General features: G+C 57.6%; 9 protein-coding genes, 3 tRNA genes and 2 pseudogenes. 9 read left to right on the forward strand and 5 right to left on the reverse strand.

Translation table 11 applies throughout. The annotated features are described in order from the left end of the window. The first annotated feature begins 23 nt into the window (after positions 1–23). Entirely contained in the window at positions 24–1,739 is a 1,716-nt protein-coding gene (locus ACA056_RS22640; RefSeq protein ID WP_497267922.1) for a proline--tRNA ligase, read from the forward strand. 17 nt (positions 1,740–1,756) lie between these two features. Continuing rightward, a complete protein-coding gene (locus ACA056_RS22645; RefSeq protein ID WP_497267924.1) occupies positions 1,757–2,710 on the forward strand; it encodes a hypothetical protein in 954 nt (317 codons plus the stop codon). Positions 2,711–2,826: 116 nt separating this feature from the next. On the opposite strand, the gene dinB is transcribed toward ACA056_RS22645, so the two are convergent. Then, positions 2,827–3,888 carry a DNA polymerase IV gene (gene dinB / locus ACA056_RS22650; RefSeq protein WP_497267926.1) on the reverse strand — a complete coding sequence of 354 codons (1,062 nt, stop codon included), beginning with the start codon at positions 3,886–3,888 and terminating at the stop codon, positions 2,827–2,829. A 300-nt stretch (positions 3,889–4,188) separates the two neighbouring features. On the opposite strand from dinB, the gene ACA056_RS22655 reads away from it, so the two are divergent. From ACA056_RS22655 to ACA056_RS22675, 5 genes are all read left to right on the forward strand, one after another. Then, positions 4,189–4,265, forward strand: a tRNA-Met gene (locus ACA056_RS22655). Between the two features lie 231 nt (positions 4,266–4,496). Continuing rightward, positions 4,497–4,573, forward strand: a tRNA-Met gene (locus tag ACA056_RS22660). A 232-nt stretch (positions 4,574–4,805) separates the two neighbouring features. Next, positions 4,806–4,882, forward strand: a tRNA-Met gene (locus ACA056_RS22665). Between the two features lie 278 nt (positions 4,883–5,160). Further along, a complete protein-coding gene (gene mprF / locus ACA056_RS22670) occupies positions 5,161–7,803 on the forward strand; it encodes a bifunctional lysylphosphatidylglycerol flippase/synthetase MprF (RefSeq protein WP_497267928.1) in 2,643 nt (880 codons plus the stop codon). Then, positions 7,803–9,098, forward strand: coding sequence for a virulence factor family protein (locus ACA056_RS22675; RefSeq protein WP_497267930.1), 1,296 nt, complete (start codon positions 7,803–7,805; stop codon positions 9,096–9,098). Before mprF ends, ACA056_RS22675 begins: the two co-directional genes overlap by 1 nt. A 529-nt stretch (positions 9,099–9,627) precedes the next feature. Here ACA056_RS22675 and ACA056_RS22680 read toward each other — a convergent pair. Beyond that, positions 9,628–9,915, reverse strand: a complete 288-nt coding sequence (locus ACA056_RS22680; protein ID WP_497267932.1) for a type II toxin-antitoxin system RelE family toxin — start codon at positions 9,913–9,915, stop codon at positions 9,628–9,630. Between the two features lie 11 nt (positions 9,916–9,926). After that, positions 9,927–10,217, reverse strand: coding sequence for a Phd-YefM (locus ACA056_RS22685; RefSeq protein ID WP_027925020.1), 291 nt, complete (start codon positions 10,215–10,217; stop codon positions 9,927–9,929). Positions 10,218–10,743: 526 nt separating this feature from the next. Here ACA056_RS22685 and ACA056_RS22690 point away from each other — a divergent pair. Beyond that, entirely contained in the window at positions 10,744–11,052 is a 309-nt protein-coding gene (locus ACA056_RS22690) for a DUF3077 domain-containing protein (protein ID WP_497267934.1), read from the forward strand. Between the two features lie 184 nt (positions 11,053–11,236). On the opposite strand, the pseudogene ACA056_RS22695 reads toward ACA056_RS22690, so the two are convergent. After that, positions 11,237–11,528, reverse strand: a pseudogene (locus ACA056_RS22695) (integrase core domain-containing protein); the annotation flags it as partial. Positions 11,529–11,593: 65 nt separating this feature from the next. Here ACA056_RS22695 and ACA056_RS22700 point away from each other — a divergent pair. Further along, entirely contained in the window at positions 11,594–12,970 is a 1,377-nt protein-coding gene (locus ACA056_RS22700) for an IS30 family transposase (protein ID WP_497266487.1), read from the forward strand. Positions 12,971–12,977: 7 nt separating this feature from the next. On the opposite strand, the pseudogene ACA056_RS22705 reads toward ACA056_RS22700, so the two are convergent. Next, positions 12,978–13,939 (reverse strand): annotated as a pseudogene (locus ACA056_RS22705) (IS3 family transposase); the annotation flags it as partial.

Genomic DNA, 13,939 nt, shown 5'->3' on the forward strand with positions numbered 1-13,939 from the left:
TCAGCAACCGACAACGGCCAACCATGCGCACCAGTCAATTTTTGCTCGCCACACAGAAAGAAACGCCTTCCGACGCGGTCGTGATCAGCCATCAGCTGATGCTGCGCGCCGGCATGATCCGCAAACTCGCCTCGGGCCTGTACACCTGGCTGCCGATGGGCTTGCGAGTGATGCGCAAGGTCGAAGCCGTCGTTCGTGAAGAAATGAACGCCGCGGGCTCTCTCGAAGTGTTGATGCCGAGCACCCAACCGGCTGAGCTGTGGCAGGAATCCGGTCGCTGGGAAGAATACGGCCCTGAGTTGTTGCGCTTCAAGGATCGCCACGGTCGCGATTTCTGCGCCGGCCCGACTCACGAAGAAGTCATCACCGACCTGATGCGCAACGAGTTGAGCAGCTACAAACAGCTGCCGATCAACCTGTACCAGATCCAGACCAAATTCCGTGACGAAATCCGTCCGCGCTTCGGTTTGATGCGCGGTCGCGAATTCATCATGAAGGACGCCTACTCCTTCCACGCCGACCAGCCATCGCTGCAGGTCACCTATGACCGCATGCACCTGGCGTACTGCAATATCTTCACTCGCCTGGGCCTGAAATTCCGCCCGGTTGAAGCCGACAACGGCTCGATCGGTGGTGCAGGCTCCCACGAGTTCCACGTGCTGGCCGAATCCGGCGAAGACGATATCGTCTTCAGCAACGGTTCCGACTACGCCGCGAACATCGAGAAAGCCGAAGCCGTGCCACGCGAGACCTCCCGCGCCACACCTGCCGAAGAGCTGCGCCTGGTCGACACGCCGAACGCCAAGACCATTGCGCAACTGGTCGAAGGCTTCAATCTGCCGATCGAAAAAACCATCAAGACCCTCGTGGTGCACGCCGAAGAAGCGGGCAAGCTGATTGCCCTGATCATTCGTGGCGACCACGAGCTGAACGAAATCAAGGCCGCCAACCAGCCAGGCGTTGCCAGCCCGCTGGTCATGGCTTCGGAAAGCGAATTGCGTGACGCGATTGGCGCCGGTGCCGGCTCCCTCGGCCCGTTGAACCTGCCGCTGCCAATCATCATCGACCGCTCGGTCGAGCTGATGAGCGACTTCGGTATTGGTGCCAACATCGACGACAAGCACTACTTCGGCGTGAACTGGGAGCGTGATCTGCCGGTTCCGACCGTTGCCGACCTGCGCAACGTAGTCGCCGGCGACCCGAGCCCGGATGGCAAGGGCACCCTGGAAATCAAGCGCGGCATCGAAGTCGGGCACATCTTCCAGCTGGGCAACAAGTACAGCAAAGCGATGAAGTGCGAAGTGCTGGGCGAGAATGGCAAGCCAGTCACCCTGGAAATGGGTTGCTACGGCATCGGCGTTTCCCGCGTGGTGGCTGCGGCCATCGAGCAGAACAACGACGCCAACGGGATCATCTGGAGCGACACACTGGCCCCGTTCCAGATCGCTCTGGTACCGCTGCGCTACGAAACCGAACAGGTTCGCGAAGCCACCGACAAGCTGTATGCAGAATTGACTGCCGCCGGCTTCGAAGTACTGCTGGACGACCGCGACAAGAAAACCAGCCCGGGCATCAAGTTCGCGGACATGGAGCTGATCGGCATTCCTCACCGGATCGTGGTCAGTGACCGCGGCCTCGCCGAAGGCAATCTTGAATACAAGAGCCGCACTGAGCCCGAAGCGCAAGCGCTGCCGGTCGCAGACGTGCTGTCCTTCCTTCAGTCCCGTATCCGCCGCTGACATCAGATAGAGAAGTCATGTTCAAGCGAAACACCTTAGGCCTCGGTGGTGCCGCCCTGTGCGGCACCCTGTTGGTCAGCGGCTGTGCCAATCAAATGTCACAACGCAGCGAGCACGAGGAACGTGTCGAGCGTAAATTGCTCGATCACAGCCTGCAGATTGATGTCGGCGAGCCAAAGGTGCTTGAGCTGCCGCAACGTCGGGTGAAGATCCACGAGCAGAAGACTTTCGAAGTCACCGAATTCGAAGTCACGCGTCACTACGATCGCTACACGCCTTACCAACCCTGGCGGGAGGCTTACGAGATTCCGCTGGGAGCGGTGGCCGTGGTGGCCGGTGTCGGTGCGAACGTGGTCAACGTGTTCGCCCTCGGCAACCTGCCGGACAGCGTGACGAAAGACTGGTTGAGCTACGGTTTCGCCGGGCTCAACCCGTTCATGAATGTGCAGTCTCATGGTCGTGCGCAACAGAACCTGGCGGGAATCGACGAGGTTCAGCTCGACAAGCGCACCGAATACTCGAGCCTGCCATGGAGCGAGCGTCCGGTTGAGGTCAAGGCCGGCAAGGAAACGTTCGAGATGAGCACCGACAAAAACGGTGTATTGCGCGTGAACTTGCTGGACAGCCCGTTCGCCGAACACGACATCAATCATCTGAGCCGGCTGCTGATCAGTGTCCAGGATGCTCAGGACGACGTGCACTCCAATTCGTCCCTGGCGGTCAGTAGCTCCTTGCGTGGCAAGCTGCTCGAAGCTCACGGGCTGATTTACGACGACCTCGAAGACGACGAAGTGAGCCAGTGGGTACACCGGGTCAAACGTTTGTCGGAACTGGGCCTGGAAGAAGAAGCCACCGAGCTGGAACAAAGCCTGATCGAACTGACGCGCAACGATCCCGAGTTGCAGACCGAATTCCTCAAGTCTTTGACCAAGGATGCCGGGCGACTGGTTGCGGATCCGGGACCGAATTAAAGCCTAAAAGCATCGCGAGCAAGCTCGCCCCCACAGTTGACCGCGCTATTCAGACGAATGCGGTTTAATGTGGGAGCGAGCTTGCTCGCGATGAGGCCCTTAGAATCATCACTGAACTACCGCTCAAACAACTCCATCTGCTCAAACCCGCCCCGCAAATCCTCCAGCCGCACCCCAATCCCCAACAACCGCACCGGTTTCCCGCCACGGTTGAAGGCCTGGGTCAGCAACAGCTGATAACTCCCCAAGTCCCGCCCTGCCCCGGCCTGCTCCAGAGTGGTCTGGGTGAAGTCATGGAATTTCACTTTGACGAACGGCTTGCCCGGTCGATAGCTGCTGTCGATTCGCGCCATGCGGCCGGTCAGGGTTTCCAGTAACTCGGGTAATTTATCGAGGCAGCTCACCAGATCCGGCAAGTCCACGTCGTAGGTGTTTTCGACACTGATTGACTGCCGACGACTGTCGTTGTGCACCAACCGGTCATCGATCCCACGGGCCAGGCTCCAGAGTCGCTCGCCGAAGCTGCCGAATTCCCGCACAAGCGCCAACTTGTCCCATTCGCGCAGATGCGAACAATCGACGATGCCGAGCCTGCCTAATTTGTCTGCGGTCACTTTGCCAACGCCGTGCAACTTGCTCACCGGCAAACCACTGACAAAATCCTCGACCTGATCCGGCGTAATGACGAACAAGCCGTTGGGCTTCTTCCAGTCGCTGGCGATCTTGGCCAGAAACTTGTTCGGCGCAACGCCCGCCGAAACGGTGATGTGCAGCTGATTAGAGACGCGACGCCGAATATCCTGGGCAATCCGCGTGGCGCTGCCACCGAAATGCGCGCTGTCCGACACGTCGAGGTAGGCTTCATCCAGGGAAAGCGGCTCGATCAAGTCGGTGTAATCGCGAAAGATCGAGTGAATTTCCTTGGAGGCCTCTCTATAGGCCTCCATGCGTGGCTTGACGATGGTCAGGTCCGGGCACAGCTTCAAGGCATGTCCGGAAGACATGGCCGAGCGCACCCCATAAGCCCGCGCTTCATAATTGCAGGTGGCGATCACTCCACGTCGATCCGCCGAACCACCCACCGCCAGGGGCTTACCGGCCAGGCGCGGGTCGTCACGCATCTCGATGGCAGCGTAGAAGCAGTCACAATCGACGTGGATGATTTTTCGCTGCGTCATATAAAAGCAGTGTTCATGGTGAAGAAATGGAGTACTGGCGAGTCAGATCGGCAGTATCTCACTGACACCTGTATATAGCACCAGTACTCTGAATGTTCTTTTCTACTTGTAGGAAAAGTGCCGATGAATTTATTTTCTTAATCGAAAAGCTTCACCCGATAGAGCTGAAAGCCTTGCCACACCACCCTTACAGCCAATCACCCAGCCCTATTTTCAAGCTAAGCGATTGAACGGGAAGAGGTTTTCTCTGGACTGAAGGTTGACAGCCTGCCGATCCTCTGTAGAATGCCGACACACAGACGCGGGATGGAGCAGTCTGGTAGCTCGTCGGGCTCATAACCCGAAGGTCGTCGGTTCAAATCCGGCTCCCGCAACCAAACATCAAAAAAGGCTACTCGAAAGAGTGGCCTTTTTTGTGCGCGTCTCTTTTGTAAACACGAGATAGGATTGAGCGGGTAACGGCTGACGGTGCAGGATTGAAAAATCGTTCTGATTCCGAAACTTAAGTCTCCCCCACCACCGCTCGCCGCTCATTTATGCTTATTTGTCACTATTCAGGATTAACGGTAGACACTCCGGCGTTCGCCTGTAGAATGCCGCCACACAGACGCGGGATGGAGCAGTCTGGTAGCTCGTCGGGCTCATAACCCGAAGGTCGTCGGTTCAAATCCGGCTCCCGCAACCAAACATCAAAAAAGGCCACTCGAAAGAGCGGCCTTTTTTGTGCGCGTCTCTTTTGTAAATATGAGCATAGATACGAGCGGGCTACGGCTCACGGTGCAGAATTGAGAAATCGTTCTGATTCCAAAACTTAAGCCTTCCCCTCGACCGTTCGCCGCTCATTTACGCTTATTTGACCCTATTCAGGATTAACGGTTGACTCTCCGGCGTTCGCCTGTAGAATGCCGCCACACAGACGCGGGATGGAGCAGTCTGGTAGCTCGTCGGGCTCATAACCCGAAGGTCGTCGGTTCAAATCCGGCTCCCGCAACCAAACATCAAAAAAGGCTACTCGAAAGAGTGGCCTTTTTTGTATCTGTTGAAAAAGTCCTTTCGCAACAATGACCTGCCACTGTGTAGCGAGCCGTTCGGGATCCCCAATGCTCTGAGCCCAGACTATGCTGAGCCACAGACAGAACCCTCTACGACTGATGACGTACCATCGCCGATACCCGGTGAGAGGCGTTAATATTTGTGATTATTTTTTTCTACAGGGATTGGTAACTTGGCTGGATACCCCCATCCTGTCGCGCACAATCCAAGAGGTGATTGATGCGCGCCAACTCGTCTGATCCACAAGACACCGTCACAGCAACACAACCGATCAAGGCCGAGCGTCTGCGCTTGCTTGATCGAATCAGCAAATACCGCCAGCCCATCGGCCTGGCAGTCACTTTGCTGTTGTTCGCTATCGCGCTGATTGCCTGTCGCCACCTGCTGAGCGAACTCGATCTGTACGCTCTGCACGACTCGATTCTCGACGTTCCGAAACCGGCATTATTGGGCGCGCTGGGCGCGACCGTGGTCGGCTTCATTATCCTGCTGGGCTACGAATGGTCGGCCAGCCGCTACGCAGGCGTGACACTGGCGCCACGAATCCTGGCTCTGGGCGGGTTCACCGCATTTGCCATCGGCAATGCCATTGGCCTTTCGATGCTCTCAGGGGGCTCGGTTCGCTACCGTTTATATGCACGTCATGGTCTGGGCGCTTCTGAAGTCGCGCACATGACGCTATTCGCCAGCCTCTCGCTCGGCTGCGCCCTGCCCCCACTGGCCGCCCTCGCCACCCTCAGCAACCTGCCTGGCGCCTCTGCCGCCCTGGGTTTGTCCGAGACGTTGCTGGGCACCATCGCCGCGGCCGTTTTGCTGTTGTTCACGGTACTGGCCATCGGCATTTACCGCCGCCGTCTGCCAGATCAGCCTTACCCGGACAACTTGCTGGTCAAAGTCGGACGCCGGACGTTGCGCCTGCCGGGGCGTCGTCTGACGTTTCTGCAACTGATCATCACTGCCCTGGACGTCGCCGCCGCGGCTACCGTGCTCTATCTGCTGCTGCCTGAAGCACCGCCCTTCGGCGCGTTCCTGTTGGTGTACCTGCTGGCACTGGCCGCTGGTGTGCTCAGCCATGTTCCCGGCGGCGTCGGAGTATTCGAAGCGATTCTGCTGGCTGCCTTCTCCGACACACTCGGCGCCGCGCCACTCGCTGCCGCCCTGCTGCTCTATCGCCTGATTTACGTGGTGCTGCCGTTGCTGGTGGCCTGCGTATTTCTGCTGATCAATGAAGGTCAGCGCCTGTTTCAATCGCGTCAGTCCTTAAGGGTGGCGTCCGGCCTGGCCGCGCCGATTCTGGCGGTGCTGGTCTTTCTATCCGGCGTGGTGCTGCTGTTCTCTGGTGCCACCCCGGAAATCGACACACGCCTGGAGCACATCGGCTTTCTGATCCCGCATCGACTGGTCGACGCCTCGCACTTCGGTGCCAGCCTGATCGGTGTGCTTTGCTTGCTGCTGGCCCAAGGGCTGCGCCGCCGACTGTCGGCCGCCTGGATGCTGACCACCATATTGTTGCTGGTGGCTGCCCTGCTCTCTCTGCTCAAGGGTTTCGACTGGGAAGAAGCGTGTCTGCTGACCCTGACTGCAAGCCTGCTGGGGGTTTTCCGCAGCTCGTTCTATCGCCCCAGCCGCCTGACCGAACTGCCGTTCTCGCCGCTGTATCTGGTGGCGAGCCTGTGCGTACTCGGTGCGTCGATCTGGCTGTTGCTGTTCGCCTATCAGGACGTCCCGTACAGCCATCAGCTCTGGTGGCAGTTCACCCTCGACGCCGATGCCCCGCGTGGCTTGCGCTCGCTGCTGGGTGCTGCGGTGTTGCTGGTAGTGGTGTCCCTGACCTGGCTGCTGCGCACCGCACGCCCGGTGATCCATCTGCCAACGCCCGATGAACTGGGCCGTGCGGTAAAGATCCTCATGGCCTCCGCCCAACCGGATGGCGGCCTCGCCCTGACCGGCGACAAGGCGCTGCTGTTTCACCCCAACGACGAGGCGTTCCTGATGTACGCCCGCCGTGGTCGCAGCCTGGTGGCCTTGTATGACCCGATCGGCCCGACCCAACAACGGGCGGAAATGATCTGGCAGTTCCGCGACCTCTGCGACATCCACCACGCCCGTCCTGTGTTCTATCAAGTGCGCGCCGAGAACCTGCCGTACTACATGGACATCGGCCTGACCGCGATCAAGCTCGGCGAAGAAGCCCGGGTCGATCTGCTTCGCTTTGATCTCGACGCCAAGGGCAAAGAGATGAAAGACCTGCGCTACACCTGGAACCGTGGCACTCGCGATGGTCTGTCGCTGGAGATCTTTGATCCGGGACAAGCGCCGATGGATGAGCTCAAGGTGATTTCCGATGCCTGGCTGACCGGCAAGAACGTGCGCGAGAAAGGTTTCTCCCTCGGCCGCTTCAGCGATGACTACCTCAAGCATTTTCGCGTCGCGGTGATTCGTTTCGAAGGGCGTCCAGTGGCATTCGCCAACTTGCTCGAGACTTACGGCCATGACCTGGCCAGCCTCGACCTGATGCGCGCGCACCCGGACGCGCCCAAGTTGACCATGGAGTTCATGATGGTCGGCCTGATCCAACATTATAAAAATCATGGATACGCGCGCTTCAGCCTGGGCATGGTGCCGCTGTCGGGGTTGCAACCCCGTCGTGGTGCACCACTGACCCAGCGTCTGGGCTCGATGGTTTTCCGCCGTGGTGAGCAGCTCTACAACTTCCAAGGCTTGCGCCGCTTCAAAGACAAATTCCAGCCTGACTGGGAACCCCGTTATATGGCCGTACCTGCCGGACTCGATCCGCTGGTTGCCCTGGCCGACACTGCTGCCCTGATTGCGGGCGGCTTGACTGGATTGGTGAAACGCTGATGATTCAACGCTCCTTGCGGTACGTACTGGGCACGCTGGTCGTGCTGGCCCTGATTCTCGGTGGCGGTTACTGGTACCTGAAACGCCCGGCACCCGAACCGACCCTCGAACAGCTGACACCGGCCGATGGCGCCGCGATGACCCGCGTCATCCCCGGCAACACGCCACGCGCCCAGGTGCTGGTGGCGGTCAATGAAGACCAGAAGCTCAGCAACAAACAGTTGTTGACCCTGAGCCGCACCGGTTCGGCGCAGATTGTTCAGGTGATCCTGCCCAAAGACTGCCTGCTGCAAAGTCGCGCCCTGCAATCGGCCCTGAGAGAACTCAAAGGCCCGGCGACCCTGGTCAGCGGCATCGGTCCTGGCGCTGTGCTGGCATGGCGCTGGTTGTCCGAGCAGAAGGACGACAAGGCTCAAGCCGTCTCGGTGGACCTGGCCCTGGAAAAACCCGGCTGCACCCACCTGCTACCGAAAAGCGCCGCTCACGGTCACTGGCTGGTGGCCTGGAACGACAACCCGGACGACACCAGCGCCGGCTTCGTGCGCGACCAACCCAACGCCGAAACCAGCATCAGCGACTACGACATCAACCTGCCGCAAGTGCTGAATAACGAACTGCGCAAGATCCTCGTTGGCGGCGATAAAGCCGCTGGCGGCCTGCAAATCCCGGTAGTCGAAGTGCCCGCCGGCCAAGCCAAGGACACCGTGACCCTGTTCCTGTCCGGTGACGGCGGCTGGCGCGACCTTGACCGCGACGTAGCGGGCGAGATGGCCAAGATCGGCTACCCGGTCGTCGGCATCGACACCCTGCGCTACTACTGGCAACACAAGAGTCCGGAGCAAAGCGCTCTGGACCTCGCCGAGCTGATGCAGCACTACCGGCAGAAATGGGGCACAAAGCGCTTCATCCTGACCGGTTACTCGTTTGGCGCCGACGTCCTCCCGGCGATCTACAACCGCCTGGAACCAGCAGAACAGCAACGCGTCGACGCGATCATCCTGCTGGCCTTCGCCCGCACCGGCAGCTTCGAAATCGAAGTCGAAGGCTGGCTCGGCAACGCCGGCAAAGAAGCCGCCACCGGCCCGGAAATGGCCAAGCTGCCCCCGGAGAAAGTGGTGTGCATCTACGGTGAAGAAGAAGTCGACGAGAGCGGCTGCACCGACAAGACTGCGGTTGGTGAAGCGATGAAATTACCTGGCGGCCATCACTTCGACGAGAACTACCCGAAACTGGCACAGCGGTTGGTGGATATCATCGAGAAGCGACAAGCCAAGGGTGAGACGGCTCAGGAGTGACCTGAGCCTCGCCCACAAGAAAGCCCCCGCAGCCGTTTGGTTGCGGGGGCTTTTTTACATGTGCAAACATGTAGCACTTCCAGCGAGCCGGACGTTATGTCGAGTTCGACTCAGATTCCATTTCCCCAAAAAGTTTTTCTTCTTGGGCGTGCAGGCTGGCCATCTTGAACAAAAGCAAAATGTCTTGACTCTTCATCTAGCTAGAAACTCCAAGTGTCCACATTCCATAAAACGTGGACACTTTTTTCATTGAAAATATCGAGCCGTCAAGACCGTTCGATAGGTCCTGACCTCGCGACCAGCCCGGACAAAGACCGAATCTGAAGAAGAACTACCTGAAAGCAAGTAACACCGCCGTTCCCCTGTGGGAGCGAGCCTGCTCGCGATGGCGGACTGAGATTCGCTATTGGTGTTGCCTGACAGACCGCTATCGCGAGCAGGCTCACTCCCACAGGGATGGTCAGTGGATTCAAAATCCATCGGACACAAAAAAGCCCCCGCTACCTTCACGGCAACGGGGGCTTCCTACTTATAGGCGGCGCTCTGCGGCGCCGTATACCTCTTCGTCACGTCGGGCCCCGACTGCGACGATCAATACCTGAATAGCGTTGCCATCGACTCGATAAACAATCCGCGTGTCGCCTGTCCGGATCCGTCTACAGCCTGCAAGACTGGCTCTTAGGGGCTTGCCGCTCTTGTCCGGCTCACCATTGATAATCCGCTCTTCGATAACATCAAGAATGCGGTTCGCCGCCACAGCTCCCAGCAGATCCAGATCCTTCTGGACCTCCGGATGATAGATAACGCCCCAAACCATCCACAGCTCCTTTAGTCTTTCTTGGCGTACCGCGCCCGCATATCGTCGTGGCTGACAGCCTTGGCCTGATCAAAACCGATCAGTCGCTCTCGAGCCGCTGCTTCAACCCGAAGGTCCTCAAGCTCGTCGAGCATTTCCTGATACGCATCGACATTGATAATGACCGCTGCGGGTTGGTTGTCTTTGAAAATGACCAGTCGTTCGGTGGCTCGGCTGGAAATCTCCTTTAGCCTCGCACTAAACCCCCTGACCATCGCAGTCACCGAAATCGCTTGGTCAGCACGCTCCAGTAATGCCGTCATACTCACCTCTCTACACAATCATGCAAATTTGAACACACAGTTCTACGCAGAGTATTGCGTCGAATTAGACATACAGCAAGCTACAAAAAGCGCGTATTTATCATCCAACGTTTTTCACCCTGAGAAAAAGTGAGCCGAAGGACGTGTAAATACTCACTCCGCGTTTAGTTCTGTTTACTTAAGGTGTCGCAATATCGGATGACGCCCGCAGACCTTGTAGGCAAACTCCGAATCTTGCGTTTGGGCACTTTGATGCCTTGTTGCGCTTTTCTTCGACGGGATACTCTCCGGCCGTCGCTGACCATTCAGCGATCGGGTGTGGTAACCCGGTTAGGCAAAGTGCAACACCGCTCCCATCACGATTTCGTGCGTTTTTACGTCTGTAATCCTGTGTTATGGCGGCTGTGCGTGGGAGACCTTCGGGTCTGCCGGTTCCTTTGCTCCTCCGGTTTACCACCCTGCGTACAGCTGCCACCCATTCGTGTGGTAACGAATGCGGCAGTTCCTCGTTTTAAGGAGCGAAACAATGAGCAAAACAAATCCGTCCACACCCTCAGAACTGAAAACCATCGGCCTCACCCCCTTCATCTACTGCTCGAACCAGGCACTGTTCCGTGTCAGTCGAGACGTACCCCTCGGTGATGCGCTAGCCATGGCCTCTGATTTCCTGTTCCTTGCCAAGGAGCTGACCAAAGATGCTGCCTACGCCCGAGACACCGACCGACATGCCTGGGCCGCGCATTACCTGACGGCAATGAGTAAGGCCGTAATTGATGATGTGGTGAAGGTACTGACGCCGCCACCTGCCCGGACAAAAACCGAATCTAAAAAATAGCTGCCCGAAAGCAAGTAAAGGAGCAGAGACGGAATACGTGCAAACACCGCACATCCCCTGTGGGAGCGAGCTTGCTCGCGATGACGGACTAGCAATCACAATCGATGTCGACTGACAGATCGCCATCGCGAGCAAGCTCGCTCCCACAAGGGATCTTCATTGCCTTCAGGGGATTGCACCGTGTCTAGTCCTGAAATAGGTTTACACCTGTTTCACCCTAACGCCCGATGCACCGCATCGGGCGTTTTGTATTTTAAGGACAGGTGCGGACGCTCCTGGTTGTAGATCGTAATTGCTTCTCTCACCATCCGTTCAGCCTGTGCCAGATTTGTTGGCCGGTAGAGCAGCAGTTCCGTTTTCAAAATGCCGTTTACCCGCTCTGCCAAGGCGTTTTGGTAGCAGTCGTAGCCATCGGTCATCGAGCATGTAACTCCGCTTTTCGCGTGCAGTTTTTGGTAGAGATCGGAGCAGTACTGGGCGGATTCAACCGGTCGTCGCAACACCTTTGATCGAGGTGTTTATGGGACGGTCTGCAGGCTGGATGCAAAAGTTGACGGGGCGTGGAGCGATGCGTTCGCCAGGTGCGCCGTCACTTCGTAATGAAATCGAGCGGCTGTTCTGGAAACAAATCGCAACCGGGATCACAAGCGAAAAGGCAGCGGAGGCGACTGGCGTATCATCAGCGGTAGGCACACGCTGGTTCCGTCATCGGGGCGGGATGCCATTGTTCATGTCTAACCAAATATCCGGAAGGTACTTATCGTTCGCAGAGCGAGAAGAGATTGGGCTGCTTCGGGCGAAAGGTGTTGGCGTACGTGAGATTGCGCGTCTCCTTGGACGAAGCCCGTCGACAGTTTCACGGGAACTGACACGTAATGCTGCAACTCGTTGCGGTCGGCTTGAGTATCGTGCTTCAGTCGCACAATGGAAGGCAGAACTGGTTGCCAAAAGACCGAAGCCAGCGAAACTGTTGACTAACCCGCGGCTGTGTCACTACGTGCAAGACCGTCTGGAGGGTAAAGTTCACGGCGCTAATGGTCGCGAGATTGTTGGGCCTCGACAAGCTCCCTTCAAAGGCCGAAATAAACCACATCGCAGTGACCGTAAATGGGTCAATGGCTGGTCGCCCGAACAGATTACCAACCGGTTAAAGATCGATTTTCCGGACGATGAATCCATGCGCATCTCTCACGAAGCCATATATCAGGCCCTCTATATTCAGGGGCGAGGAGCTCTTAAGCGCGAGCTAGTGAGCTGCCTGCGCACAGGGCGAGCATTGCGTGTGCCGAGAGCTAGGGCGCAGGCCAAAACATGGGCGCACGTCAGCGAGGATGTCATGATCTCCAGTCGCCCTGCTGAGGTGGAAGACCGGGCTGTACCAGGGCATTGGGAGGGAGACCTGATCATCGGTCTGAACCGATCTGCGATTGGAACCCTGGTCGAGCGCTCAACTCGATTCACCATGCTCGTCCACCTGCCTCGCGAGGAAGGTTATGGGCTAATTCCTCGAACGAAGAACGGCCCGGCGCTGGCCGGCTACGGGGCTGTCACTATGGCCAATGCACTGAAGAAGACGGTGACTGACCTACCCATCGAATTGTGGCAATCTTTGACTTGGGATCGTGGAAAGGAACTATCTGATCACGCTCGATTTACCATCGAATCCGGAGTGAAGGTCTTTTTTGCTGACCCTCATAGTCCATGGCAGCGCGGCACGAACGAGAATACGAACGGTCTTCTGCGCCAATACTTCCCGAAAGGTACCGACCTGTCTCGCTGGAGTGCCCAAGAGATCCAAGCCGTAGCCCATGCGCTGAACACAAGGCCTCGGAAAACACTCGGCTGGAAAACACCTGCCGAAGCACTAAACAAGTATCTAAAATCAATTCAACAATCCAGTGTTGCGACGACCGGTTGAATCCGCCCTGCGCACCTCGATCAGAGTGATGTACCAGTTTCTGGTTCGTTCGACGCGTCTTTAAGGCCATGCGAAAGGCTTGAGCCACGGATTTGGCATGCAAGCTGTCATGCACGTGGTAGCCGACAATCTTTCTCGAGTAGGCATCCGTCACCAAACTCAAATAGGCGGGGCCTTCTCGCGTGGAGAGATAGGTGATATCAGCCACCCAGACCTGTTCCGGACCTGTGGCAACCACTTGCAGTGGGCCCGGCTTCAGGAGATTGGGATGACAGCGGAAGCGATGATGACTGTCGGTTGTCTTGTGATACGCCCGTTTTCTGCGAACCAGCTGGCGGTGATCGCGCAACACCTCGAACAAGCGATCCCGGCCGACATGCAGCTCCTGCCTGTCTTGTTTGGCGTTCATCATCGAGTGCAGCTTGCGAGCGCCTATGCAGGGCTGGCGCACGCGGATTTCCTGCACAAATTGGATGAGTTTTTGATCTTGCTCGACCCGGGCTCGATAGACCCGATCACGCTTGTAATAAGCTTGGCGGCTGATTCCCATGAACTGGCAAGCCCTGCTGACACTCAGGGTTTGGGTTTGCGCAACGACTTGCCGGGCCGCTTTTTTACGACAGATACGCCGTAGTCGTTTTTCAGAACCTCGACCACGTCTTCAAAGAACTTGGCTTTCTGATTGGCCAGCGCCAACTGTTCCTCAAGCTCTTTAATTCTCTGCTCGGGGGTCAATGGCAGGGTGGGCTCGTCCATTGCTCGGCTCCTCTGCGTTCGAATTGAGGCGCCCTGGCTCCAGTCCTGTCGACCATGCTTGCGTAACCAGACCAGCACCGTCGAGCGGCCCTGGATCCCGTAGCGCCGTTGAGCCTCTTTATAACTCAACTCGCCTTTTTCAACCTGATCGACGACCGACAATTTAAAAGTCAGTGTGTAATCGCGCTGACTGCGTTTTGCGCCCGTATCCAT

The organism is Pseudomonas sp. LBUM1666, from assembly GCF_059695775.1.

Coding starts and splice junctions, on each gene's coding strand:
- ACA056_RS22640 (WP_497267922.1), top strand. CDS start 24: ATGCGCACCAGTCAATTTTTGCTCGCCACACAGAAAGAAACGCCTTCC.
- ACA056_RS22645 (WP_497267924.1), top strand. CDS start 1,757: ATGTTCAAGCGAAACACCTTAGGCCTCGGTGGTGCCGCCCTGTGCGGC.
- dinB (WP_497267926.1), bottom strand. CDS start 3,888: ATGACGCAGCGAAAAATCATCCACGTCGATTGTGACTGCTTCTACGCT.
- mprF (WP_497267928.1), top strand. CDS start 5,161: ATGCGCGCCAACTCGTCTGATCCACAAGACACCGTCACAGCAACACAA.
- ACA056_RS22675 (WP_497267930.1), top strand. CDS start 7,803: ATGATTCAACGCTCCTTGCGGTACGTACTGGGCACGCTGGTCGTGCTG.
- ACA056_RS22680 (WP_497267932.1), bottom strand. CDS start 9,915: ATGGTTTGGGGCGTTATCTATCATCCGGAGGTCCAGAAGGATCTGGAT.
- ACA056_RS22685 (WP_027925020.1), bottom strand. CDS start 10,217: ATGACGGCATTACTGGAGCGTGCTGACCAAGCGATTTCGGTGACTGCG.
- ACA056_RS22690 (WP_497267934.1), top strand. CDS start 10,744: ATGAGCAAAACAAATCCGTCCACACCCTCAGAACTGAAAACCATCGGC.
- ACA056_RS22700 (WP_497266487.1), top strand. CDS start 11,594: ATGCAAAAGTTGACGGGGCGTGGAGCGATGCGTTCGCCAGGTGCGCCG.